General features: G+C 42.9%; 28 protein-coding genes and 1 tRNA gene. 13 read left to right on the forward strand and 16 right to left on the reverse strand.

The genetic code is table 11. The features are described from left to right. The first annotated feature begins 64 nt into the window (after window positions 1–64). The 5 genes from P8X24_RS00920 (at window position 65) to P8X24_RS00940 (ending at window position 4,211) form a co-directional block, all read left to right on the forward strand. A complete protein-coding gene (locus P8X24_RS00920; protein WP_372913654.1) occupies window positions 65–226 on the forward strand; it encodes a rubredoxin in 162 nt (53 codons plus the stop codon). Window positions 227–236: 10 nt separating this feature from the next. Beyond that, on the forward strand, window positions 237–584 hold the full coding sequence (locus P8X24_RS00925; RefSeq protein ID WP_068323861.1) for a class II SORL domain-containing protein: 348 nt from the start codon (window positions 237–239) through the stop codon (window positions 582–584). Window positions 585–688: 104 nt separating this feature from the next. Next, entirely contained in the window at window positions 689–2,011 is a 1,323-nt protein-coding gene (locus tag P8X24_RS00930; protein ID WP_372913655.1) for an NAD(P)/FAD-dependent oxidoreductase, read from the forward strand. Between the two features lie 44 nt (window positions 2,012–2,055). After that, a complete protein-coding gene (locus P8X24_RS00935; protein WP_372913656.1) occupies window positions 2,056–3,405 on the forward strand; it encodes an NfeD family protein in 1,350 nt (449 codons plus the stop codon). Next, a complete protein-coding gene (locus tag P8X24_RS00940) occupies window positions 3,402–4,211 on the forward strand; it encodes a slipin family protein (protein WP_372913657.1) in 810 nt (269 codons plus the stop codon). The genes P8X24_RS00935 and P8X24_RS00940 overlap by 4 nt, the downstream gene beginning before the upstream one ends. Before the next feature lie 166 nt (window positions 4,212–4,377). Here the strand turns inward: P8X24_RS00940 and malP are convergent, their stop codons facing one another. From malP to P8X24_RS00960, 4 genes are read right to left on the reverse strand one after another with little or no spacing between them, the layout of a single operon-like run. Continuing rightward, a complete protein-coding gene (gene malP, locus P8X24_RS00945; RefSeq protein WP_372913658.1) occupies window positions 4,378–6,888 on the reverse strand; it encodes a maltodextrin phosphorylase in 2,511 nt (836 codons plus the stop codon). 3 nt (window positions 6,889–6,891) lie between these two features. Continuing rightward, complete coding sequence (locus P8X24_RS00950; protein WP_372913659.1) at window positions 6,892–7,431, reverse strand: [protein ADP-ribosylglutamate] hydrolase; 540 nt, start codon at window positions 7,429–7,431, stop codon at window positions 6,892–6,894. Next, complete coding sequence (locus P8X24_RS00955; RefSeq protein ID WP_372913660.1) at window positions 7,428–8,375, reverse strand: DUF835 domain-containing protein; 948 nt, start codon at window positions 8,373–8,375, stop codon at window positions 7,428–7,430. Before P8X24_RS00955 ends, P8X24_RS00950 begins: the two co-directional genes overlap by 4 nt. Further along, a complete protein-coding gene (locus P8X24_RS00960; protein ID WP_372914167.1) occupies window positions 8,376–9,632 on the reverse strand; it encodes an amidohydrolase family protein in 1,257 nt (418 codons plus the stop codon). 76 nt (window positions 9,633–9,708) lie between these two features. Between P8X24_RS00960 and P8X24_RS00965 the strand changes: the two genes are divergently transcribed. Continuing rightward, window positions 9,709–10,608, forward strand: a complete 900-nt coding sequence (locus tag P8X24_RS00965; protein WP_372913661.1) for a dihydroorotate dehydrogenase — start codon at window positions 9,709–9,711, stop codon at window positions 10,606–10,608. A gap of 94 nt (window positions 10,609–10,702) precedes the next feature. Further along, entirely contained in the window at window positions 10,703–12,091 is a 1,389-nt protein-coding gene (gene acdAI / locus P8X24_RS00970; protein ID WP_372913662.1) for an acetate--CoA ligase II subunit alpha, read from the forward strand. Here the strand turns inward: acdAI and P8X24_RS00975 are convergent. Together P8X24_RS00975 and P8X24_RS00980 are read right to left on the reverse strand one after the other, a co-directional pair. Then, window positions 12,085–12,273, reverse strand: a complete 189-nt coding sequence (locus P8X24_RS00975) for a 50S ribosomal protein L37e (RefSeq protein WP_068578629.1) — start codon at window positions 12,271–12,273, stop codon at window positions 12,085–12,087. The genes acdAI and P8X24_RS00975 overlap by 7 nt on opposite strands. A gap of 11 nt (window positions 12,274–12,284) precedes the next feature. Next, window positions 12,285–12,515, reverse strand: a complete 231-nt coding sequence (locus P8X24_RS00980; RefSeq protein WP_014734507.1) for an LSm family protein — start codon at window positions 12,513–12,515, stop codon at window positions 12,285–12,287. A gap of 147 nt (window positions 12,516–12,662) precedes the next feature. Here P8X24_RS00980 and P8X24_RS00985 point away from each other — a divergent pair, with 147 nt between their 5' ends. The 3 genes from P8X24_RS00985 to P8X24_RS00995 all read left to right on the forward strand — a co-directional run bounded on the left by P8X24_RS00985 (window position 12,663) and on the right by P8X24_RS00995 (window position 16,022). Further along, window positions 12,663–13,118, forward strand: a complete 456-nt coding sequence (locus P8X24_RS00985) for an Lrp/AsnC family transcriptional regulator (RefSeq protein WP_372914168.1) — start codon at window positions 12,663–12,665, stop codon at window positions 13,116–13,118. A 64-nt stretch (window positions 13,119–13,182) separates the two neighbouring features. Continuing rightward, the gene (locus P8X24_RS00990; RefSeq protein WP_372913663.1) at window positions 13,183–14,658 is read left to right on the forward strand and encodes a HEAT repeat domain-containing protein; all 1,476 of its coding nucleotides are present in this window, start codon (window positions 13,183–13,185) and stop codon (window positions 14,656–14,658) included. Continuing rightward, the gene (locus P8X24_RS00995) at window positions 14,655–16,022 is read left to right on the forward strand and encodes a hypothetical protein (protein WP_372913664.1); all 1,368 of its coding nucleotides are present in this window, start codon (window positions 14,655–14,657) and stop codon (window positions 16,020–16,022) included. Before P8X24_RS00990 ends, P8X24_RS00995 begins: the two co-directional genes overlap by 4 nt. On the opposite strand, the gene P8X24_RS01000 is transcribed toward P8X24_RS00995, so the two are convergent. From P8X24_RS01000 to P8X24_RS01015, 4 genes are all read right to left on the reverse strand, one after another. Next, window positions 16,008–16,337 carry a nascent polypeptide-associated complex protein gene (locus P8X24_RS01000; protein WP_372913665.1) on the reverse strand — a complete coding sequence of 110 codons (330 nt, stop codon included), beginning with the start codon at window positions 16,335–16,337 and terminating at the stop codon, window positions 16,008–16,010. The two genes, P8X24_RS00995 and P8X24_RS01000, sit on opposite strands and share 15 nt — an antisense overlap. A gap of 23 nt (window positions 16,338–16,360) precedes the next feature. After that, window positions 16,361–16,448 (reverse strand) — tRNA-Leu (locus P8X24_RS01005). 33 nt (window positions 16,449–16,481) lie between these two features. Then, on the reverse strand, window positions 16,482–16,826 hold the full coding sequence (locus P8X24_RS01010; protein WP_372913666.1) for a DUF7132 family protein: 345 nt from the start codon (window positions 16,824–16,826) through the stop codon (window positions 16,482–16,484). Window positions 16,827–16,869: 43 nt separating this feature from the next. Beyond that, complete coding sequence (locus P8X24_RS01015) at window positions 16,870–17,916, reverse strand: M42 family metallopeptidase (protein ID WP_372913667.1); 1,047 nt, start codon at window positions 17,914–17,916, stop codon at window positions 16,870–16,872. 95 nt (window positions 17,917–18,011) lie between these two features. Between P8X24_RS01015 and P8X24_RS01020 the strand changes: the two genes are divergently transcribed. The 3 genes from P8X24_RS01020 to P8X24_RS01030 are packed head-to-tail and all read left to right on the forward strand — an operon-like array spanning window position 18,012 to window position 20,709. Continuing rightward, window positions 18,012–19,172 (forward strand): hypothetical protein, encoded by a 1,161-nt coding sequence (locus tag P8X24_RS01020; RefSeq protein ID WP_372913668.1) that lies wholly within the window; start codon window positions 18,012–18,014, stop codon window positions 19,170–19,172. Continuing rightward, entirely contained in the window at window positions 19,169–20,200 is a 1,032-nt protein-coding gene (rtcA, locus tag P8X24_RS01025; protein ID WP_372913669.1) for an RNA 3'-terminal phosphate cyclase, read from the forward strand. The genes P8X24_RS01020 and rtcA overlap by 4 nt, the downstream gene beginning before the upstream one ends. After that, window positions 20,197–20,709, forward strand: a complete 513-nt coding sequence (locus P8X24_RS01030; RefSeq protein WP_372913670.1) for a metallophosphoesterase — start codon at window positions 20,197–20,199, stop codon at window positions 20,707–20,709. The genes rtcA and P8X24_RS01030 overlap by 4 nt, the downstream gene beginning before the upstream one ends. Here P8X24_RS01030 and P8X24_RS01035 read toward each other — a convergent pair. Genes P8X24_RS01035 through P8X24_RS01060 form a run of 6 tightly spaced genes read right to left on the reverse strand, consistent with a single transcriptional unit; the run spans window position 20,696 to window position 23,911 of the window. Beyond that, window positions 20,696–21,970 (reverse strand): ABC transporter permease, encoded by a 1,275-nt coding sequence (locus tag P8X24_RS01035; protein WP_372913671.1) that lies wholly within the window; start codon window positions 21,968–21,970, stop codon window positions 20,696–20,698. The genes P8X24_RS01030 and P8X24_RS01035 overlap by 14 nt on opposite strands. Next, a complete protein-coding gene (locus tag P8X24_RS01040) occupies window positions 21,963–22,688 on the reverse strand; it encodes an ABC transporter ATP-binding protein (protein ID WP_372913672.1) in 726 nt (241 codons plus the stop codon). Before P8X24_RS01040 ends, P8X24_RS01035 begins: the two co-directional genes overlap by 8 nt. Continuing rightward, window positions 22,675–23,034 carry a hypothetical protein gene (locus P8X24_RS01045; protein ID WP_372913673.1) on the reverse strand — a complete coding sequence of 120 codons (360 nt, stop codon included), beginning with the start codon at window positions 23,032–23,034 and terminating at the stop codon, window positions 22,675–22,677. The genes P8X24_RS01040 and P8X24_RS01045 overlap by 14 nt, the downstream gene beginning before the upstream one ends. 19 nt (window positions 23,035–23,053) lie before the next feature. Further along, on the reverse strand, window positions 23,054–23,251 hold the full coding sequence (locus tag P8X24_RS01050; RefSeq protein ID WP_372913674.1) for a helix-turn-helix transcriptional regulator: 198 nt from the start codon (window positions 23,249–23,251) through the stop codon (window positions 23,054–23,056). Beyond that, the gene (locus P8X24_RS01055) at window positions 23,252–23,530 is read right to left on the reverse strand and encodes a hypothetical protein (protein WP_372913675.1); all 279 of its coding nucleotides are present in this window, start codon (window positions 23,528–23,530) and stop codon (window positions 23,252–23,254) included. Continuing rightward, window positions 23,531–23,911, reverse strand: coding sequence for a DUF2178 domain-containing protein (locus P8X24_RS01060; protein WP_372913676.1), 381 nt, complete (start codon window positions 23,909–23,911; stop codon window positions 23,531–23,533). It lies immediately after the preceding gene. Between the last annotated feature and the right edge of the window lie 44 nt (window positions 23,912–23,955).

The raw sequence follows: 23,955 nt of genomic DNA on the forward strand, positions 1-23,955 counted from the left end.
TAATCAAGTTTGAACCACAAACCTTATAAGGGCGAATTACAAATTTCATAGTGAGGAAACCAATATGGCAAAGTGGAGATGCAAAATCTGTGGCTACATATATGACGAAGATGAAGGGGGCGAGGAGAACGGGATAGCCTCAGGAACAAAGTTTGAGGATCTCCCTAGGGATTGGCTCTGCCCTCTTTGTGGAGCACCAAAGGATGAATTTGAAAAGATAGAGTGAGGTGATTGAAATGTTAAAGGACACCATAAAAAGTGGAGATTGGAAAGGGGAAAAGCACGTTCCAGTTATAGAGTATTCGAGAGAAGGGGACTTTGTCAAAGTAGAAGTCTCAGTTGGAAAGGAAATCCCCCACCCAAATACTCCAGAGCACCACATAGCCTGGATAGAGTTATACTTCCATCCAGAGGGAGAAAACTTCCCAATAATGGTGGGTAGGGTTGCATTTACAGCCCATAATGATCCACTAACAGAGCCAAGGGCGGTGTTCTATATTAAGACTAATAAAAAAGGCAAGCTCTATGCCCTAAGTTACTGTAATATCCACGGCCTCTGGGAGAATGAGGTTACCCTTGAATGATTTCCAAACTTTAGTTATTTATAGGTATCATCTCTTGCCTTCCCTTCCTGGGGATAGCACCAACGTTTATATCCCCTTCCTCCCCCTATTTTTTGGTGGTTTTTATGAGGGTAGTTGTAATAGGTTCAGGAACAGCTGGTAGCAATTTCGCACTTTTCATGAGGAAGCTCGACAGAAAGGCCAAGATAACAGTTATAGGAAAGGAGCCAACCATGCAATATTCTCCCTGTGCCTTGCCCCACGTCATAAGCGGAACAATAGAAAGGCCAGAACATGTTATAGTATTTCCAAATGAGTTCTATAAAAAGCAGAAAATTGAAATGATGCTTGGAGTTGAAGCGAAGAAGATAGACAGGCAGAAAAAGATAGTAATTACTGACAAGGGGGAAGTTCCTTACGACAAGCTCGTAATAGCAACTGGTTCTAAGGCATTTATTCCACCAATAAAGGGCGTTGAGAACGAAGGAGTATTCACGTTGAAGAGCTTGGATGATGTTAGAAGAATCAAAGAGTATATAACAAAGAGGAAGCCAAAGAAAGTCGTTGTAATAGGGGCTGGTTTAATAGGATTGGAAGGGGCGGAGGCCTTTGCAAAGCTTGGTATGGATGTTTTAGTTGTCGAACTGCTCGAGCACTTACTACCTACAATGCTCGACAAGGACATGGCAAAGCTCGTGCAGGATGAAATGGAAAAGTATGGAGTGAAGTTCAGGTTTGGTGTTGGCGTAAGTGAGATCATTGGCAGTCCAGTAAAAGCGGTAAAGATAGGGGAGGAAGAGGTTAAAGCCGATATAGTCTTGGTGGCGACCGGCGTTAGGGCAAATGTCGACCTAGCAAAGGAGGCAGGCCTAGAGGTTAATAGAGGCATTGTAGTAAACGAACACCTTCAAACAAGTGATCCTGATATATACGCTATTGGGGACTGCGCTGAAGTTATAGATGCCGTAACTGGAAAGAGAACCCTAAGTCAACTTGGAACTTCGGCAGTGAGAATGGCAAAGGTCGCTGCAGAGCATATAGCAGGTAAAAATTCCGTATTTAGACCAGTATTTAATACAGCAATTACAGAATTATTTGGTTTGGAGGTTGGAACATTTGGAATTACTGAAGAGAGAGCAAAGAAAGAGGGGATTGATGTAGTTGTAGGAAAATTCAAGGGCTCCACGAAGCCTGAGTATTACCCAGGAGGCAAACCAATAACCGTGAAGCTAATCTTTAGGAAAGAAGACAGGAAACTTATAGGAGCTCAAATAGTTGGAGGAGAGAGAGTTTGGGGAAGGATAATGACCCTCTCGGCTTTAGCTCAGAAGGGAGCAACAGTTGAGGATGTTGCTTATTTAGAAACCGCATATGCACCACCAATAAGCCCAACTATAGATCCAATCACGGTAGCCGCGGAAATGGCCATGAGAAAGTTCAAGCTCTAAAATTGAAAACCTTTAAATACTTCTTTTTACTACCTTTGTTAAGTATGGTGACTAAGATGAGAGGGAAGTTCATCTTGGGAACCTTAATCTTGTCATTTCTGATCCTTCCAGTCTTAGCCCAGGAGAGGGTAATTTACGTTGCTCAAATCAAGGGACAAATAACGTCATACACGTACGACCAGTTTAACAGGTACATAAGCCTTGCAGAAGAAAACAAAGCAGAAGCAATAATCATTGAACTCGATACACCAGGAGGAAGGGGAGATGCAATGATGAACATAATCCAAAGGATACAGCAAGCAAAAGTTCCCGTGATAATCTACGTCTATCCCCCAGGAGCTACCGCGGCTTCTGCTGGAACTTACATTGCCCTCGGATCTCACTTAATTGCAATGGCCCCAGGAACGAGCATAGGTGCCTGCAGGCCTATCCTGGGTTATGCCCAGAACGGTTCAATAATTCAAGCCCCTCCAAAGATAGTCAATCATTATGTAGCGTACATCAAAAGCCTAGCCCAGGAAAGTGGAAGAAACGCCACAATAGCTGAGGAGTTTATAACTAAAGATGTAAGCTTGACCCCCGAAGAAGCCCTGAAATATGGAGTAATTGAGATTATAGCTAAAGACCTCAATGAACTGCTTGAGAAAGCAAATGGTATGCAGACGAAATTACCCGTTAATGGAAGGTATGTCACCCTGAACTTCACCAACGTCAAGGTCGTCCAACTTGAACCATCCCTCAAAGATAAAGTGATAACCTACATAACTGACCCAAATATAGCTTACCTTCTCCTCTCCCTGGGGATTTGGGCCCTAATCTTAGGCTTTCTTACCCCAGGATGGCACGTGCCAGAAACAGTTGGGGCAATAATGATAGTTTTAGCAATAATAGGGTTCGGATACTTTGGCTATAACGCTGCCGGTCTGTTGTTAATAGTAGTAGGAATGTTATTCTTCGTCGCTGAGGCCCTCACTCCAACCTTTGGCTTATTTACAGTAGCAGGACTTATATCGTTCATATTGGGAGGAATACTACTGTTTGGAGGTGGGGAAGTGGAGTACCTAGTCAATAGGGAGGTCTTCTCACAACTTAGGATTACCATAATAACCATAGGAGTCCTACTTGCACTATTCTTTGCCTTTGGGATGGCCGCAGTAATAAAAGCCCATAGAAGGAAAGCAGGAACAGGAAAAGAGGAAATGATAGGTCTAACAGGAGTTGTTGTTGAAGACCTAAATCCTGAAGGCATGGTCAAGGTTAGGGGGGAGTTGTGGAGAGCAAAGAGTAAATTTGGAAAGCCCATAGAGAAAGGGAGAAAGGTTAGGGTTGTTGATATGGAGGGATTGACGCTTATTGTTGTTAGAGAAAAGGAAGAGGAAGGTGGAAAGCAATGATTCTGTCAGGAGATTTGTTCGTTATTGGAATTGTACTGCTGTTTGTGTTGATATTCTTGGCAAGCGCTATAAAGATTGTCAAGGAGTACGAGAGAGCAGTAATATTCAGACTTGGTAGAGTCGTGGGAGCTAGAGGGCCTGGGCTGTTCTTCATAATCCCGATATTCGAAAAGGCAGTTATAGTTGACCTCAGAACTCAGGTTCTTGACGTTCCAGTTCAGGAAACTATAACTAAGGATAACGTGCCAGTAAGGGTTAATGCCGTAGTTTACTTTAGAGTTGTAGATCCAGTAAAGGCCGTAACCCAAGTTAGAAACTATATAATGGCTACATCCCAGATCTCACAAACCACATTAAGGAGCGTTATAGGTCAGGCGCATCTAGATGAGCTGTTGAGCGAGAGGGATAAGCTCAACATGCAGTTACAAAGAATAATTGACGAAGCAACGGATCCCTGGGGCATAAAGGTTACTGCAGTGGAGATTAAAGATGTAGAGCTCCCAGCAGGAATGCAGAGAGCAATGGCAAAGCAAGCAGAGGCAGAGAGAGAAAGAAGAGCTAGGATCTTGCTTGCAGAGGCTGAGAGACAGGCGGCAGAGAAGCTTAGAGAGGCGGCGGAAATTATCAGCGAACATCCAATGGCCTTACAGCTTAGAACCCTGCAGACCATAAGTGATGTCGCAAGCGACAAGAGCAATGTCATCGTACTAACCCTACCAATGGAAATGCTTAAACTATTCAAGAGCTTGGGAGAGGCCGCCGAAGCGTACAAGAAGAAAGTTGAGGAAGAAGAGAAGAAGGAGTAGTCACAACCTTTGTGGGCTGGAAGCCTTTAAGGGGAGGAAAGCAAAGTTTTATGTTCCATTTTTATTCCTCCCGAGGGTACCCTGACCGTGCCCGATGACGCCAGCCTGCCCGATGAATCACGGGCGACCGTGCGGAGCTACGGGAACCCCCGTTTAGGGGAGGAGGTCAGTTCTTCACTCCTTTCCATTTTATGTATCCACCTAGTAGGAACTTTCCCGGCATCATTGGGTGATAAGCGTAAACCCTAACGGCGTAGTGCCAGCACGGATCTTCAATGTTCTTAAGGGCCTTGCCCATGTAGGTGTAGATATACCTCCCATTCCCTAGATCCTTAGCTTTCCTAAGTTCGACTATGTGGGGCTTGAGTACCTTGAATCCTTCCCCTTTAATTCCATAGTAAAGCTCGACCCTGACATCTTCTGGCTTTAGGTTTCCAAGATTTATTGTGACCTCAACAACGTGCTCGTTGATCTTAACATCTTCAATCTCAACCTTGTCCCATTCAGCCCTAATTTTCTCCTTCCACCTGGCGAGCTCCTTGGCCCACCTGAACTCATCCCTGCTTAGGTAGATCCCAAGTTCCATGGCCTTCGAGTAGAACTTAGTCACATAGTCCTTAACCATCCTGTGCGTGCTGAACCTTGGTGCAATGCTCTTTATGCTCTCCTTCATCATCCTTATCCATGCATCCCTGTTCTCATAGTACATTGGAACCACAACGTTCTCCAGAATATCGTAGAGGCTCATGGCATCCCAGTAGTCATCTGCTTCGGTTTCTGGTTCAGTGCTTGTATCTCCAATAACCCAGCCATTCCTACCGTTGTATCCTTCGACCCACCAACCGTCAAATATGCTCAGATTTATAACACCATTCAGTCCTGCTTTCATTCCGCTCGTCCCACTTGCTTCTAGTGGCCTCCTTGGAGTGTTAAGCCAGACATCGACTCCAGAAACGAAAAGCCTCGCTGAGCCCATGTCATAATTTTCTATGAGTATTATTTTACCCTTAAACTCGGGCATTTGAGAGACTTCATAAACCCTCCTGAGGAACTCCTTTCCGGCCTCATCCCTGGGATGAGCCTTTCCTCCGAAGACGATGTAGACAGGTCTCTTTGGATTGTTCACGATTTTCTTAAGTCTCTCAAGGTCAGTTAACAGCAGAACAGCCCTCTTGTACGTCGCGAACCTCCTTGCGAAGCCTATTATAAGGGCGTTTTCATCTATATCTGGAAGGGGCTCATCTAAACCGAGCCTCTCATTCCTCCTCATTATCTTCCTCCTTATTAGCTCAATCAACTCCCTCTTGGCCTTAAGATGAGCCTCCCACAGCTCCTCATCAGGAATCCTCTCTATTGCATACCATATACCTTCAAGGTTGACGTGCTCCCTCCAGATCTTACCGATGTATATGTCGTAGAGCTTCGCCAAGTTCTCATTAACCCACGTGGCAGTATGGACGCCATTCGTTATCCCCTCAATTGGAATTTCATCAAGGGGCACTCCCTTCCATAGATCTGCCCACATTTCCCTCGTGACCTTGGCGTGTAACTGACTAACGCCATTCACGAAGTTTGATGTTTTTATCGAGAGGATCGTCATGTTAAAGTTCGGATCACTTGGATTTGCCTTTCCAAGCTCGAGGAACTTCTCAGCGGGTAGACCCTCAAAGAACTTTGCAAGCTTTTCCCTAACGAAATCTACAGGGAACACGTCGTGGCCAGCAGGAACGGGCGTATGAGTTGTAAATACGCTCGTTCCCCTCGTGATCTCTAGGGCCTCCTCAAAGCTGAGTCCCTTTTCCATGAACCATCTTATCCTTTCAAAGTTAGCAAATGCTGGATGACCTTCATTTAGGTGGATAACCCCAGGCTCTATTTCCAAAGCCTTGAGGAGTCTCATTCCACCAATACCGAGAAGGATCTCCTGCTTTATCCTCTTATCGGGCTCAGCATTATATAAGTAGTCACAGACCTTCCTGTCCTCTTCAGAGTTTTCTGGAACGTCCGTATCAAGGAGATACAGATCGACTCTCCCAACTTTCACTAAGAAAACCCTCGCTTTAATGATCCTGTCCTCTATTGGGACATTAATTAAGAGAGGTTTTCCATCATTAGTGAATACTTGCCTTATTGGCATTTCTTTAATGTTATATTCTGGGAAAATTTCTATCTGTCCCCCATCTTTATCTATCTCTTGCCTAAAGTAGCCGTGTTTGTAAAGGAGACCCACTGCAATAAGAGGTAATCCCAAATCGCTTGCCGTCTTTAGATGATCCCCTGCAAGTATCCCAAGCCCACCAGAATATATTGGTAGGCTCTTACTTATCCCATACTCCATACATAGGTAAACTATAGGTTTGTCCCAATGTGGGTAATTTGTCGAGAACCAGGTAGTCCCCTGGTTCATATAACTCTCAAATCTCTCAACCACCAGCTCATATAAGTCAAGGAAGGAATCATCCTTAGAAAGCTCTTTTAGTCTCGATTCAGGGATCTCTAATAACAATTTGACTGGGTTTTTATATTCCCTCCAGTGTTCCTCATCAATTTTCTGCCATAGTTTCATCGCCTTATGATCCCAACTCCACCAGTAATTATAAGCTAAATCGGCGAGCATTGATAGATTCTCTGGAAGCTTTTCTAGAATTTTCTCCTTGATTGTAGTATCAACCTTCATTTATCATACCTCCAGAACTTTTGTTGCCCTGTTATAATCTTCCTCCGAGTAAAGCACCAAGAAAACCTCTTTAACACTCTTCGATTTCTTTATGAATTCATCAACTACCTCCTTAAATGTCTTAATAACTTCTTCAAGTGGACAGCCATATATCCCGGCGCTTATAGCGGGAAATGCTATTGTTTTAACCCCTAATTCGTCAGCCTTTTTAAGCGCTCCGAGGATTGCGAGTTTTAATTTATTCTTTTTGTCTTCATCCCATTTTCCTCCACAATATGGGCCAACAGTGTGGATAACATATTTAACTCCATTTTTGGCAAGTCTAAGTGGGGGTGTCACAACAACTTCTCCATGTTCGATATAATCTCTCCCAATTTGCTTTCTCATTTCTTCTTTACTTATTCGTATGTACTCATAAACATCCCCTGCGGCGGCCTTTGCAATTGCATAAGCAACTCCGCCTCCATGCTCGAGGTATTTGTTGGCTGCATTGACAATTGCTTCAGCCCTAAATTTCGTAATATCCCCTTTTACAACCTTCATATCTCCTCACCAACAACTCTCAATATTAGATTTCTTTCTCTTTCTGGGAAATTAGTGAGGTCACTAACAACTATAACAGTTGAAGCATATAGAAGGGCATAATCCCTAAGATGGGCCAAAAATTTCACGATTGATTCAAACCCATTTTCCAATACAAGATACTCAAACCCATCGATAACCACTATTCCTCCCTGCTCAAGATACTTGACAGAGAGGTTTAATATCTTCACCAGGTTTGTTGGTTCAATAGTCCTAGAACCCTTTTGCACCTTTGTTATCCAGAACCATCTTTCATTATTCTCATTTCCGGGATTTCTGGAAAACACGAGGGCAGTCTTAAGTATCTTATTTGGTACTTCAGTCATAAAAAGAACACCTGGCCTAAGAGGAACTCTTTCCTTAACAACAGCAGGTATGGTAACCTTTAGTGTATCCACAGTTATTAAGTATCCAAGGATTATTGCTATAATTACCTGGACTTTGAATATTAAGTTCGGATAAGACATCAAGCCGAAAGTTAGTATCGAAAATAGGAGAATTAAGAAGGGAACTAACTTAGGGCTCTCACTTTCCGTATATACCAGGAAGGCGGAGACCACCATCATCACTGCATCTATAATCAAGACTATAATTGGATTATATACTGAAAAATACAAGTAAACAACGACTGGAACTAAGCTGAGGTACTTAAGGTCCTCTGAATATTTAGTCATTATTCCAGGGGATAGCATCTCAATCGTTCCTACCCAAAAGAATGATACGAAAACGGATAAGCTCGCTAAATGAGTTATTCCATTAACGAGACATCCGACGCTTAAAGAAAGGAAAGCTAAAGAAAAGTACAATAAGACCCTTTCTTTCCTTCTATAATACTCATAGAAAAGAATGACATAGAAAGTTAATAAAAAAACTCCCAATAATATTGAAATGTCAAGGACCACCATTTAGAGAACCCCCAGAAACTTGTCGAGAACCTTATCCTCGTCTACAGTTTGAAATTCACCATCAAGTATAACTATCCTACCGTTAACTATTAAGGTCTCAACATCTTCGGCCTTGGCAGAGAATATTAAGGAACTTAAAGGATCATTCGTTGGAAGAAGGTTAGGTTTTTTTAAACTTATAACCGCAATATCTGCAAGATATCCCTCTTTTATTACTCCAGCATTTAATTTAAGGGCTTTTGCCCCATTAAGAGTTGCCATTCTGAATATTTCAACACTTTTAATTATCGAGGGATCAAGATTCACAACTTTCTGAAGTAGAGATGCTAGTCTCATTTCCCGAAGCATGTCTAGTGTGTTATTACTTGCCGCACCATCTGTTCCCAAAGCAACGTTGACACCACTATCTAGCAACTTCCTGAGGTTAATGATCCCACTACCAAGCTTCATGTTACTGGCAGGACAATGAACAACCGTAGAGCCTTTTTCACTCAGAAGACTTACCTCCTTATCTTCTAACCAAATTCCATGCGCTGCTATCAATTTTTCATTTAAGAGACCTGCATCAGCCAGGACTTCCGTTGGAGTTTTCCCGTACTTTTCTTTTATGAGAGCAACTTCGCCCTTAGTCTCCGAAAGGTGAATAGTAACTAGGGCATTCCATTCCCTACTTTTGTTAGCTACCCATTTTAGGCATTCCATCGAACAAGTGTAAGGAGCATGAGGGGCAAGAATAAAGTTAACAAGCTCTGAATTCTGTTGGACAACGAATTTCCTGAATTTTTCTGTTTCCCTGATCTCAATCTTTCTCTTCCTTTCATCATCAAGGTCTATCATTCCGTACCCTAGGAAACCTCTCAAACCAACTTCAAGAGTAGCTTTCGCAACTTCGTCCATGTGAAAGTACATGTCGATGAATGTTGTAGTCCCCGACCTCGCCATCTCAATTAAACCCAAGAGAGCCCCCCAATATACTTCCTTTTTTCCAAGCTTCCTTTCATTTGGCCATATATACTTCTCCAACCATTCCATGAGAGGGACATCTTCAGCTAAACCCCTCAGTAAAACCATCGGAGAATGAGTATGAGCATTTATAAGACCAGGAATTACCAGGGAATGTGAACAGTCAATCACAACGTCAGAATCAGCATGCAAGTTTCTACCAATTTTAACTATCTCATTTCCTTCAATGAGGATATCAGCCCTCACTTTCTCATAACTTTCTCCGTATAGAATCAAACCATTTTTAAGTAACACTGACAATGATACCCCCACCATGTTTAGTAGCTGATAAATATAAAAAGCTTTTTCCAAGTATCCTGGGGGAATAAAAATGCTTGAGACTGAAATTTTAGGATTGAAAATGAAAAATCCGCTAATTTTAGCATCTGGGGTCGTTGACATGACTCCAGAACTGCTAAAAAGGGCACACAGAGAAGGAGCAGGAGCCGTTGTTACAAAGTCGATTGGGAAAGAGCCCAGAAAGGGCTATGAAAATCCAACAATAGTAGAACTTCCATATGGGCTAATAAACGCTATGGGTTTACCAAACCCGGGGTGGGAAGCATTCCTAGAGGAGTTCAAAAAAGAAAAGTTTGGCTTCCCAATAATAGTTTCTATATTCGGGGGTACCCCCGAAGAATTCGCTTTCCTTGCGGATAAGCTCCAAGAGGTTGCGGATGCATTTGAGTTAAACCTAAGTTGTCCCCATGCCAAAGGATACGGAATGGAAATAGGTCAAGACCCGGATAATGTGTATGAGGTAGTTAAGGCAGTAAAAGATGTTACAGAGAGACCTGTTATAGCGAAGTTAACTCCAAATACCAACGATATAGTAAAATTGGGCTTAGCAGCTGAAAAGGCAGGAGCAGATGCCGTCTCAGCTATAAATACCCTGAAAGCAATTGCCATAGATATCTATGCCAAGAGGCCAATATTAAGTAACAAAGTCGGAGGCTATTCGGGACCTGGAGTCAAACCTATTGCCCTAAGGGCAGTTTACGATCTGGCGAGAGCGCTTGATATCCCAATCATAGGTATGGGAGGAATAACAACATGGCAAGATGCCATAGAATTCCTTCTTGCTGGAGCTTCAGCCCTACAAATAGGAACCGCTGTCTACCTAAGGGGGTTCTCCGTCTTCAAGGAAATCGCCCAGGGGATAGAAAACTACCTTAAGGAAGAGGGATTCAAGAGCGTTCGCGAGATTGTAGGACTTGCCTTAGAAGTTTAACAAATGTCGAAAATAACTTCGTCAAAAATGGAAGAGAAAAGTTATAACATTCGTCGAAAATCGAAAAATGTAAACGCTTTCAGGGGTGATAGAAATGAGCCTAGAAGCTCTTTTTAATCCAAAAAGCATCGCTGTTATAGGTGCTTCTTCAAAACCAGGGAAGATAGGATATGCAATTATGAAGAACCTCATCGAGTATGGCTATGAGGGCAAAATATATCCAGTGAACATTAAAGGCGGAGAAATGGAAATTAGCGGAAGGAAGTTTAAGGTCTACAAGAGCATTCTTGAGGTTCCTGACGAAGTTGACATGGCCGTTATAGTCGTCCCCGCAAAGTTCGTTCCCCAGGTTCTTGAAGAATGCGGACAGAAAGGAGTCAAAGTTGTCCCAATCATAAGCTCGGGATTTGGTGAACTTGGAGAAGAGGGAAAGAAGGCCGAAAGGCAACTTGTCGAGACAGCCAAGAAGTACGGTATGAGAATCTTAGGTCCAAATATATTCGGCGTAGTTTACACCCCAGCAAAGCTCAACGCTACCTTCGGACCAACTGACGTCCTTCCAGGGCCATTAGCATTGATAAGCCAGAGCGGTGCCCTAGGAATTGCCCTTATGGGTTGGACCATCCTTGAAAAGATCGGTCTATCTGCAGTAGTTAGCGTAGGAAACAAAGCTGATATTGACGATGCAGACTTGCTCGAGTTCTTCAAGGACGATGACAACACTAAGGCAATTCTCATCTACATGGAGGGTGTGAAGGACGGTAGAAGGTTCATGGAGGTAGCAAAGGAAGTCAGCAAGAAGAAGCCTATAATAGTGATAAAGGCTGGAAGGAGCGAGAGAGGAGCAAAAGCTGCAGCATCCCACACAGATTCTCTCGCTGGAAGTGATACCATCTACACGGCAGCCTTTAAGCAGAGTGGAGTTCTCAGGGCCCTAACAATTGGAGAAGCATTCGACTGGGCCAGAGCACTTAGCAACCTTCCAGAGCCCCAAGGAGATAATGTTGTGATAATAACGAATGGTGGCGGAATCGGAGTCATGGCCACGGATGCAGCTGAAGAAGAGGGACTCCACCTGTATGATGACCTCGAGCAACTTAAGGTATTCGCCAACCACATGCCCCCGTTCGGTTCCTACAAGAATCCCGTTGACTTAACCGGAATGGCTGACGGGAAGAGTTACGAGGGAGCGATTAAAGATGCCCTAGCCCATCCAGAGATGCACGCTATAGCGGTCCTCTACTGTCAGACCGCAGTTCTCGATCCCAGGGAGCTTGCCGAAATAATCATTAGGGAGTACAACGAGAGCGGAAGGAAGAAGCCGCTTGTAGTAGCAATTGTCGGTGGAATTGAAGCTAAGGAAGCTATTGACATGCTCAATGAGAACGGAATACCAGCATATCCAGAACCAGAAAGGGCAATTAAGGCATTGTCAGCACTCTACAAGTGGAGTAAATGGAAGAAAAAGTATGAGAATCAGTGAACATTCTTTTTCTTCTTCCACTTCTTGCTCCATCTGTACTTCCTAAGTCTCCTGCTTCTCCCAAAGCCGCAAGCTGCACAGTAGCCCTTCTTTATGTTAAATGCTTTCCTACCGCATCTCCTGCATCTAATGTGAGTTGGTGTCTTATTCCTTTTACCGAAAGTTGCTGTACCACTACCCATTAAACATCACCTCACAGCTCTTCCGTTGGAGAGATCGCCAATACATTGTCCCCTCTAATCACAATCTTACCGTACTTCTTCACCACCTCTCCATCCTGAATCATCTCTGCGTCAGCCAAGACAACGTTAAGGTGAATGTCATACCCGATGAGCCTACCCCTGAATTCGAACCCTTTCTTGAGAATTACGAGGACGTCCTTATCCAAAGATTTGTGGATAACATCAAGAGGCCTCTCAGCCATTTTCCTCCCCCCTTTAGTTTCACACACATAATTGGAAGTGCCTTTATAACTCTTTCCTTTTTCATACGAGTTTCAAAGTGTTGTATAAGGACAGCCCCCAACAACTTTATATCTTCCTCTTGAAAAATTTTTCCAGAGGTGTTAATGGTGAGGGGAGTACTTGACGATGTCGACAAAAAGATCATAGAAATTCTTCAGAAGGATGGAAAGGTTCCGCTTAGGGAAATATCAAAAATAACTAGATTAGCCGAATCCACTATCCACGAGAGAATTAAGAGACTAAGGGAAAGTGGTATTATTAAGAAATTTACGGCAATAGTAGATCCTGAAGCCCTTGGCTATACAATGCTTGCATTTATTTTAATCAAAGTAAAAGCAGGAAAGTACTCAGAAGTGGCCTCAAAACTTATAAAATATCCAGAAATCATGGAGGTTTATGAAACGACAGGAGACTATGATATGGTAGTTAAGATAAGGACAAAAAGTAGTGAAGAACTAAACAACTTCCTTGATATAGTAGGTAGCATTGAGGGAGTTGAGGGTACCCATACGATGATCGTTTTGAAAGTACACAAGGAAACGACAGAACTTCCAATCAAATGAAGTAAAAGTTTGATTCTCAAACCAACACTCAAACCTTAATAAATTTCCAATACCCTATTAATTTTTGAGGGCATTAAGGATGGAGAGGGGGTTCTCAATAATAAACATTAAACAGCTTAGAAGTGATATTAAAAAGTGGAAGATAAAAGAAGCCGTTGATACGATCGCACTAACAAAAGATAGGGTAGAGATAGTGAGGGAACTCTTAAAGGATAGGGACAGTGCGATCAGGGGAAACACTTTGTTTATAATAGAAAAAATGGTAAAAGAGGGCTACTTAAAAAAGGAGGAGGTTGAAGAGTTAATTGACGACATAATTACCCTACTAAAAGATCCCCATGAGAGAATAGCACTAGATGCGATAAAATTCCTGAAGTATATCCTAGAAAACGTAGAACTTTCAGATGAAAACTACAATAAGGTTATGGAAGCCCTAATGGGAGTAGTAAGCTCAGGGAGAGGAATCCTGGGAGAATATGCCGCTGAAGGATTGGGAATACTCGGCATTAAAATATCTAAGCTGGTAAGGAAGGTAATCAACTTCCTTGTATCACTAATAAAGGGGAGTAAAGAGAGAGAAGTCCAGAGTGCTGCTATGACAGCACTAACTGAAATAGCAAGCAAATCAAAGGACAAGGGAGTTATCGAGGATGTAGTAAATGAGATGATAGGGTTCTTAGATTCAGGAGATGATTATCTACAGAAGAGAGCTCTTTCAGCAATTGGAAGGGTTGTGACAACACAAAGAGGGAGAATATCAAAAGGGCTTATAGACAGGCTAAGGGAAAAAGTTAGTTTACTTAAAGGTGGAGAGCTTGAGGAAAAGGCAAATGAAGTATTAAGTGCCCTTACAACGGCAGAAAAAGGATCAAGACAAGAAGAGTACAAGGGATATAAGATAGAGCAACTACTAGATATGGAAAAACATGAAGTCGTTGCAGAAATGGCAAAGGAAAATGAGGAAATCCTAGAGAAAGTATTGGAAATGTTATCTTCCCAAGATTACATAAGAAAAACGGATGCCCTGTGGGTGATTTCAAGGATAGTTGATTTCTTAGGCCCCAGTAGAGCATACTCTATCCTCCCAACGTTAGGAGATTTGGCAAAAAGCAAGAACCCCTGGGTCAGAAGCACCGCGATAAAAACATTATCAAACATATATTTCCTTTACCCAGGAACAAAAAATTACATAATATCACTTATGGACTTATTACTAAAGTCCTCAGATAAAAAAGCCGTTGAAGCCGGATTAGAACTTACTAAAGAAATATCAACGCATTCCCCAACAAAAGATCTCTTTACCGCTGCTATACTCTTAACATTAAAGAGGCTAGGAGATAAGGATGTAAGACTTCCAATTCTGAGGTTTTATGCACTAACCGCCGAGAACTTCTTAAACTTGGATAAGGAGATACTTGAGGCAATGTTTAACAAGTTAAATGAGGTATATAAGGACGCCACCGACGAAGAAAAGGAGATAATAATATCCTTACTAGATCTCCTCAGTACTTTAATTAAGAAAAAGGAGGAAAGGGCATGAATACCTATGAGGAATTCGTAGAGTATCTAAAAGGATGGAGACTCAGAAAAGCCATAGAACTTGCATCAACAGACATAAAAAAAGGAATCAACTTAATTTTAAGAGGATTAAAAGAAAAAGATCCAATAGTGAAAAAAGGGTGTCTTTATATAATTAAAAAACTCGTTATGAAGGGCGTGATCGGGGTTGAGGAGGCAAAACTTGTAATTCCCGAGATAATAAACCTTCTTGGAGATAAAGATGAGTCCGTGGTTCTCCAAGCAGTAGAAACTCTTAATACAATACTCACATTCCTGGAGTTGCCTCCAGAATTAAATGAAGAGATAACAAATATCTTGATGAGAACTGTTGAAGAAAAACCTGAACCAATAAATGAATATGCAGCAGAAGGACTCGCTGCACTAGGTGCTAAAATAGTCAGTATAGCAAGGAGAATATTTGGATGGATAAAGGAAATAATAGCGGGGAAATCAGAGAGGAAGAAAGTAGCATCATTAAGGGTTCTTAAGGAGATAATAGCAAGAACGAATAATCCAGAGATAATGGAAGAAGCCTTTAATTTGGCTCTTGATTTATTAAATGACGAAGATCCAATAGTTAGAAAGTCAGCCCTAAGCATAATAGAGGTAGCCGTTGATAAAGTTGAATACATCTCTAAGGAATCCTTGGAAAGAGCGTCCCGGGAGCTTGGCCTTTCTAACCTAGGCAAGAAGGCAGAAGATACTAAAACGAGGATAGATAGCTACTTGGAAAATCCCATTACAGAGAAACCCAAACTAAAAGAGGAACTTGAAGAATACTCCGTTGAAGTTATTAAGAAAATGTTTGAAAGAGAACAACATCCAGCTGTCCTTGAGTTGGCAAAGTCAGATTATAGAGTTCTCCAGTTGGTCATCAGGATCTTCCTATCGGAGGACTTACTGACAAAGTTAGATGCTCTTTGGGTTATTTCAAATGCAACTAATTATATAAAAAGGGATGATGCTGAGAAAATAATCCCCCAACTTGTCAAGTTTCTGCTACATGATAACCCCTGGATAAGATCGACCTCAGCGAAAGTATTAGCGGAGCTTGCTTTAACGTACTCATCAATAATGGATAGGACAATAGAAACTACCCTCAAGTTGCTCGAAAAAGGAGATTACAAATCAGTAAGAAGTGGGATAGAGCTTGCGTCTGCTCTCCTATCCAGGGTCAAAAATCTTGGATTTCTAGAGGAAATAGCAAAAAGAATAGTCAAACTTGAGAAGCTACCTAAGGAAGTTATAGAGTTCTTAAAGGAGCATGAGGAAGATATAGAGGAACTTGATCCAGGGCTAAAGAGGGAAATATCAATAAAGTTGGCAAATTCAATTCTCAGTTAACTTTAATATTGCTTCCGCTAAATCTCCTCCAGTTTCTTCTAGTGCTTTTTTTGCAGTTTCGTAATCAACGCCAGTTTGCTCCATTACAAGCTTAATATCCTCCTCCGATATCTTGACAATGACCCTCTCCTCCTCATGACCTCCAGCTATTTGATACATCTTCTCCCCCATCGCCTTAATAACGGTGACTACTGGCTCCTTGATAATTATCTCCTTGTCCTTCATTCGAATTATAACCTCCTCAACTCCATCTAGCTGCTTCATATCAAGCTGTTTCATAAGCCTCTTTAGTTGCTTTGGATTCATAGGCATCATCTTCCTCACCTACAAAAGAGAGGTGGTGCGGGGGGCGGGATTCGAACCCGCGCAGCCCTACGGCACCGGATCTTAAGTCCGGCCCCTTTGGCCAGGCTCGGGCACCCCCGCTCACAAAAAAGTGTTAAGGTTAGTTTAAAAAGCTTATTCCTCTTCCTCGACCTCTTCAATCTCTTCGAGTATGTGCTCAAACTTCTTAAAGTCCTCAGTTTTAGCCAACAAAGTCATGAACTCATCTATTTCATCCTTCTCTAGGAATGCCCCAGCCAAGACCCTTCCGGTATACTTGTTATCTTTGATCTCCCAAAATAGGTAGAATTCTGGAAAGCTCTGCTTTATTTTTCTGTACGCAACACCGTACTTCGAATCCTTGAGTGGGTTCTGCTCAAGAAAGAAGTGGCCAGGTTTTAACTCGATCATATGGAGAATTGCTCCCCTCTTAGTCCTTACCAACTTGACCTTAACGTTCCACTCCTTAATGACTCTCATGGTATCACCAGATAAAGGGGAGGAAGAAGAAGTAAATAAACCTTCAGATTTTGAGCTCATGGATGTTTTCTAAAGCCTTGACCATCAGCTTCACTCCAGCATCAACATCCCTCTCGTCAACAACTTCAGTGTTCGAGTGGATGTACCTAGCTGGAACGCTGATTGCTCCCGTTGGAACTCCTTCTCTGGTTAGGTGTATTGCTCCAGCATCCGTCCCTCCACCGAGCAGGATCTCAAGCTGGTAGGGGATCTCGTACTTTTTAGCAAGCTCCTCAAGCCACCTAACTATTGCAGGGTGGCATATAACAGAGCGATCCATGATCTTTATCGCGGTTCCCTTTCCAAGCTGGGTAACCTGCTTGTGCTCCGGCGTTCCAGGAACATCGGCTGCAATTGTAACATCTATTGCAAAGCCGTAGTCTGGATCTATTCCAAAAGCTGAAGTCCTAGCTCCCCTAAGGCCAACTTCCTCCTGAACCGTTGCAACGAAGTAAACATCGGCCTTAGTATCCTCAAGCTGTCTGGCCGTTTCTATTAGAGTGTAAACAGCAATCCTATCGTCAAAAGCTATGCTTACGAACCTGTGCTTTCCAAGCCTCTCTAGCCTCCCATCCCAAGTTATCACTGTCCCAATCCTAACACCCATCTCCTCGGCTTCCTCTTTGCTTTCAGCGCCAATATCTATGAATATCTGATCCCAATCTGGAGCCTTCTTCCTATCTTCTGGTTTCTGGATATGGGGTGGAACTGAGGCTCCGACACCGTAAATGAACTTGCCCTTATCAATCCAAACCTTAAACCTTTGGGCAATTAACGTCTTTGGATCAACACCACCTATTGGGGCAACTCTAAGGAAGCCGTTCTTTTCGATGTGCGTAACCATGAGGCCTATCTGATCCATGTGAGCTGCGATCATAACCTTTGGCCCTTCACCCTCCTTGTGTGCTATGACGTTACCAAGCTTGTCGACCTTTACTTCATCTACGTAGTCTTTGATCTCCTCGATCACGACATCCCTAATTCCAAGGAACTCATATCCAGAGACGCCCGGCGCTTCTACTACCTTTTTAAGAAGCTCATAATCCACCATTTTCATCACCTCCGTTAAGATCTGTATCTGATTGTTTTGCCCCGCTATATAAGAATTTTGCAAATTATTTAAGGGAATTAAGGATAACTTTATCTATGGGATCCAAAATGGAGGATATAAACAGGCCAAAAGAGAGGGAAAACTTTGTAGTATTCGCCGGACTTACAAAAGATGGGCAGATCCACTTCATAAAAGTTTATGCTATCGATGAATCCCTAGCAATAGAAGTCCTGGAAGAGTTTTTAAGGGAGAATCACATTCATCCTTCTGACTTTGTAGTAGTTGATCAGGGATATGAAAATGTTGAGAACAAGGAGGTTATAACTACAAGGACAGAGGAGGAACTCTCAGTCCTACTCTCAAGGATGGGCCTCAAACTTGTATCTAATGGTATTCTACATTTAAAAGGCAGAGATAAAATCTACCAGATCACCGCAATTTCAAAAGATCTGCTTGAAAGTAGGAGAGAAACTGAAGAGATAATAGAAACTGTAACCCTAGAATTTTCAAACATCAAATTGCCAGAGAAGTACATCAAAAGGCTTAACCTCTTAGCACTAATGGAAGATACACTTATACTTAATAGGGTAGAACTTGACCTCCCCAGACTACTTAGGGAGACGATAAGAGGAACCGTTGCAATTCCAAGGTTGTTAGAGTACGGTGGTATAATAATAAGGGTTTTTGATGAGGAATTTCACGTCGCTAAAGGCTCTTATCTTGATAAAGTTCTTGTTAGCCCTCCAATTATTCATTGGGATGCCCACATTGATAACATAGAAGATTTCTCATTTAAGAAAATAGAAGAAAATGTTTATTCAGCCCCCCTCTTTCTTAAAGCATTTTCTGGATTCTTGGTACTAACGGAACCCCCAAGAGACCTCGTTAGGATGCTCCTTAAAATAAAGAAGAGAGGAGAGGCCAAAGTTACATTAGAGGGTAAAAGAATCAGATTACCAGTAAATTTCACAATAATAGTGGACACAAAGTATCCGGAGAACTATTCAGGTTTAAAGTTTCCCGTTAGAATTAATTTACCTCCCATGGACGATGAGACCTTTGCTGCAATGTTAGCAGAGTTTATAGGGATTCAAATTCCCCAAGATGTAACTGCCATGTTTCCTGAGGAGTATAAAACTTTCTTAGGGATTGAAATAATAGCTAATTTATGGAAGAAACTCCTAGAAAAGGAGAAAAAAGATAGAGTAGAGCTTTTAAGAGAAGTCGCGGCCATAGTAAGCGGGGGCGTGCCATGATAACAATTGACGGTAGTTATGGCGAGGGTGGGGGTCAAATACTCAGGACTTCAATAGCACTCTCAGTGATAACAGGAGAGCCCGTAAAGATAATCAACATTAGAGCAAACAGGCCAAACCCAGGATTAAGACCCCAGCATCTTCATGGGATATTAGCATTAAAGGAGTTAAGCAACGCAAAGGTTGAAGGAGCGGAGGTTGGTTCAAAGGAACTCACCTTTATTCCAGGCAAAATTAAAGCCAAGAACATAAGCATTAACATAGGAACTGCGGGGAGCATAACACTAGTCCTTCAAGCGCTTCTCCCTGCTATGGCTTTTGCAGAGAAGAGAATAAAGTTCAGGATAACGGGGGGAACGGATGTCCCCTGGAGCCCTCCAGTAGATTACATGAGAAATGTAACTCTCTTTGCCCTAAGAAGAATCGGAATTAATGGTGAGATAGTGATTGAGAGGAGAGGGCACTACCCCAAAGGTGGAGGGATCGTTAGAGGCTTTATAGACCCGTGGGATGAAAAGAGGGAGTTAGTTGCACTTGAATATACAACGATAAATAAGATTGAAGGAATAAGCCACGCAACAAATCTCCCAACCCATGTCGCGGAGAGGCAAGCAAAGGCCGCAAAGAAAGAACTTGAAGTGCTTGGAGTTCCAATAGAGATAAAGACAGAAGTATCAAGATCACTTGGCCCAGGAAGTGGTGTAGTTGTCTGGGCCGAGACCGATTGTTTAAGGCTTGGTGGGGATGCCCTGGGAAAGAAAGGCAAACCCGCAGAGGTTGTGGGAAAAGAAGCTGCTAAAGAACTGCTTGATCAGCTAAAGACAAAGGCCTGCGTCGATAAGTTCCTGGGGGATCAGCTCATACCATTCCTGGCGTTCTCAGGAGGAAGGGTTAAAGTTGTCGAAATAACTAGACATCTAATAACAAACGTTTGGGTCGTTGAGCAGTTCCTGGGGAAGGTTTTTGAGGTAAAGGGCGATATTGGCAATCCAGGGGTTGTAGAAGTCACTAGGAGGGTTGAGTTATGAAAGTCGGCATTATGAGTGACACGCACGATAATTTACCCGCGATAAAGCTTGCGGTAGAATTCTTTAACAGAGAGGAAGTAGACCTCGTCATTCATGCTGGGGATTTTGTTGCACCGTTTGTAGCAAGGGAGTTCTCAAAACTCAATGCTCCCTTAAAAGGTGTCTTTGGGAATAACGATGGGGAAAGGGAAGGTCTTAGAGAAAAACTAGGAATAAAAGATGAAATTCTAACCTTGGACTTAAAGGGCCTAAAGACTGTGGTTCTCCATGGGACTGACGAGAGGATAGTTGAAGCATTAGCTCGAAGCCAACTTTACGACATTGTAATAAGGGGCCACACCCACAGACACGGAATCCAAGAAGTCGGAAGAACGATAATAATAAACCCCGGAGAAGTCTGCGGATATCTTACAGGGGTTAAGAGCGTTGCAATACTCAACGTAAAAGAAAGGGAAATAAAAATAGTTGATCTGGAAACGGGAGATATTTTAGGCCTCATGAGCCTCTAGCTCTTTTCTTGAATCTTATCTTTGCTGTAAGGATCTTTTCCGTTCTAAAGAACCAGGCGGTAGCATAGAGGGTTCCCAGGGACACCAAGGCAAGGTAGGCTATGCTCATGTACATTTTAGAGTACTCTCCTAGGATCATTGCCCTCGAGGCAATTATAGGATGACTGAATGGGATCGCATAGAGAATGTACTTTACGACGGTGGGAAGAGTTTCAACGTCAACAATCATAAATGTAAAAGTTGGAAATAGCAAGGGCATCATGACCGTGCTTACTAGAGTGCCAGCACTCTTAGTGTCTTCTGCAAAGGTTCCAAGTAGCATGGAGAGGGAGATAGCAAAGGTTATCGCTAGGAATATTATGACTGCAAAGAGAACCATGCCATAGGGGGTAATTTTTAATCCGAGATCCTCGAGCTTAATGTTAGAGTTCATTCCTAGGCTCGAGAAGTACCTGCTCATTCCGAACATGTAAGCTAGGGCAGCTATTAGTCCTAGGATAGCACTTCCCACCATCTTCCCAGCAACAATTGCCGTTCTTGAAACAGGGAGAGTAAGCAGGGTCTCCAATGTTTTATTCTCCTTTTCGCTTGCCATAGTACTAGCAGCCATTTGAGAGACCATCGTAAACATTATGAATACGACAAGGGGGATCGAAAATGCCTGAGAAGCTATAACACCAGAAACAACCGAAGGAGGAAGGTTTATCACCCTTCCCTTGAGCACAGAGTAGCTCTTCACGTTTATCGGATGAAGCACCGCCTCGGGGTTAGGATAGTTGGACTTCAGCTTAAGCTTCGCAAGCTCTTCATTTAGAACGTTTATTACGGCATTTATCCTGCCTTCACTCACGCTCTCCTTCATTCCGAGGCTCATGCCTGTGAATATGCCATAAACTTCAACCATCGCCTTTTCATTCTCTTCTATGCATTCCGAGAAGTTCGAAGGGACAACGACGAGAACGTTGTAGCCTTTAGAAGTCGCAATCCTTAGCGCTTCATCGATGCTTTTAGCTTTAATCTCAACGACTGTAACATTAGGAGCAATTTTTAAAGTCTTTATCAAAATATCAGCGTAATTCCCAGAGTCAAAGTTTGCGATTACCACCTTCGTCTCCTTCTGGGCCTGTTCCATGCCGATCTGCACCATTTGCCCAAGCGCAGGATAAAGGACGAGAGGGACTATTATTAATCCGATGATAACCCCCCTATCCCTAAACATATCTTTTAGCTCTTTCATTAAAATTACCATAAAATCAGACATTCTTGATCGCCTCCATAAACACCTCTTCTAAGTTCTCAGCGTTATACTTAGCCTTCAACTCCTCCGGCTCACCTATCTCAACAATCCTTCCCTTATGGATTAATGCCACCCTATCGCAGAGGTACTCAACCTCAAGCATGTTGTGGCTCGATATTAGGAAGGTCACCCCTTCCTTAACGAACTCCTTTATCGTCTTCCTTATCTCAAAGGCATTCATTATATCAAGCCCGCTCGTCGGTTCATCAAGAATGGCAAGCTTTGGTTTGACCATTAGAGCTCGAGCTAGAAGAAGCCTCCTCGTCATGCCCTTAGAGTACGTTGAAACCTTGTCCCTAAGCCTCTCACCAAGCCCACTCAGTTTTATTCCCAGCTCTAGCATCTTCTCGGCTTTCTTGTTATCCTTTGCGTAGAGCTTAGCCATGAATTCAAGGTACTCCAACCCTGTCAGCCTCTTGTAAGCTCCAGCCTCTTCGGGAAGGTAACTTATGAGCTTCCTAACTTCCTCGGCCTCTTCAACTACATCATGCCCAAATACCTCGGCCCTGCCCCCCGTGGGCGTTAGCAGAGTGGCCAGAATTCTCAATGTAGTGCTTTTACCTGCCCCATTTGGACCTATTAAGCCGAATATTTCCCCCTCCTCTATTGTAAAGCTAATTCCCTTGAGTGCCTTGACTTTCCCGTAATCCTTCTCAAGCTTTTCAACCTCAACCGCCACCATGCTTAACCCTCCCGATCTTGTAGACTATTATTCCAAGAGTTGCCAGGGCAATTCCAAAGAGGAGGAGTTCGTAAATCTTGGAATATCCACCAACAAACGCAAATCCAAGGCCAGTACTAACTGCCAGCCATCCGTTCCTCTCGTGGTAGTTCTTAAACTCGTGATTTAAGGCAAGAAACAAGGCACCCACCATTATTAAGCCAAGCTCGAGGACTAAAAAGAACGGGTTTATTCCAGTCATCACCTGTCCGGTGGTCATGTCGATACATGCAAGCCTGTCTAAGGGTGGCCTCACGATGGAGAGTGCTATCCCCAAGAGGTAAACTATCAAACCAGCCCACTTCATTTTTCACCCCTCATAGTTATTAGTCCTCATCATATATGAATATATCCTCAATTTTAACTCCAAAAAAGCGGGCTATTTTAAACGCAAGTTTTAAAGAGGGATCGTACTTCCCCTTCTCTATCGCGATTATCGTCTGTCTAGTAACCCCTAGAGCTCTGGCCAACTCTTCCTGGGTTAGACCATAGGCCTCTCTAAACTCCCTAAGCCGGTTCTTCACTCACATCACCCTTGAATAGTAGTACCTCAGAAGGACATGACCAACTATAGCTACGATATACGCCATAACAACTATGGACTTTGGGTCAAGCACGCCAACATCTATCCCTACTAGACCGGCAAGCAACAAAGCTTGAAGAAATATCAAGGTCTTCTCGGCGGCGATCGGATTTATCCTTCTCCCTCTCTCGCCCTTAAGGCCTCCCATGTTCTTCAGGGAGGTGTACAGGAAAGCGAAGTAAACGATCGTCAAGGCGATAACCACAAATAGAACATTCATCTACATCACCCTTGAGTAGTAAATCCTTAGGATCATGTGAGTGATCATTATTGTAAATAGCAATAAGCCCGAGAAAGCCATAAGCCCCTTATAGGAACTATCACTCCGAACCTTCGTTGAAAAATAAATCATAGAGACAGCCAGGATTGTTAATATAACCTGAAGGGTCCTCCTTGCCGAGATCTCCTCTATCCTTATCGTTCTCTCATCTTCAAGTATATACCCCTTCTTCCTCAGGAAGTCATAATAGAGGTTCAGGGTAACAGCTCCCAGAGCAAAAACTATCATCGCCCCTACAAAGCTTCCCCTCCCAACGCTCCACCCTAGAAGGGCGCCCATAGTCATTATAATCCCTAGTGGTACTATTCTTTCAACTTTCATCCTCCGCCACCATGTAAAGTTTCCTTTACGTAAAGTATTCTTTA

Source organism: Pyrococcus kukulkanii, assembly GCF_041647995.1.
Taxonomy (GTDB): domain Archaea; phylum Methanobacteriota_B; class Thermococci; order Thermococcales; family Thermococcaceae; genus Pyrococcus.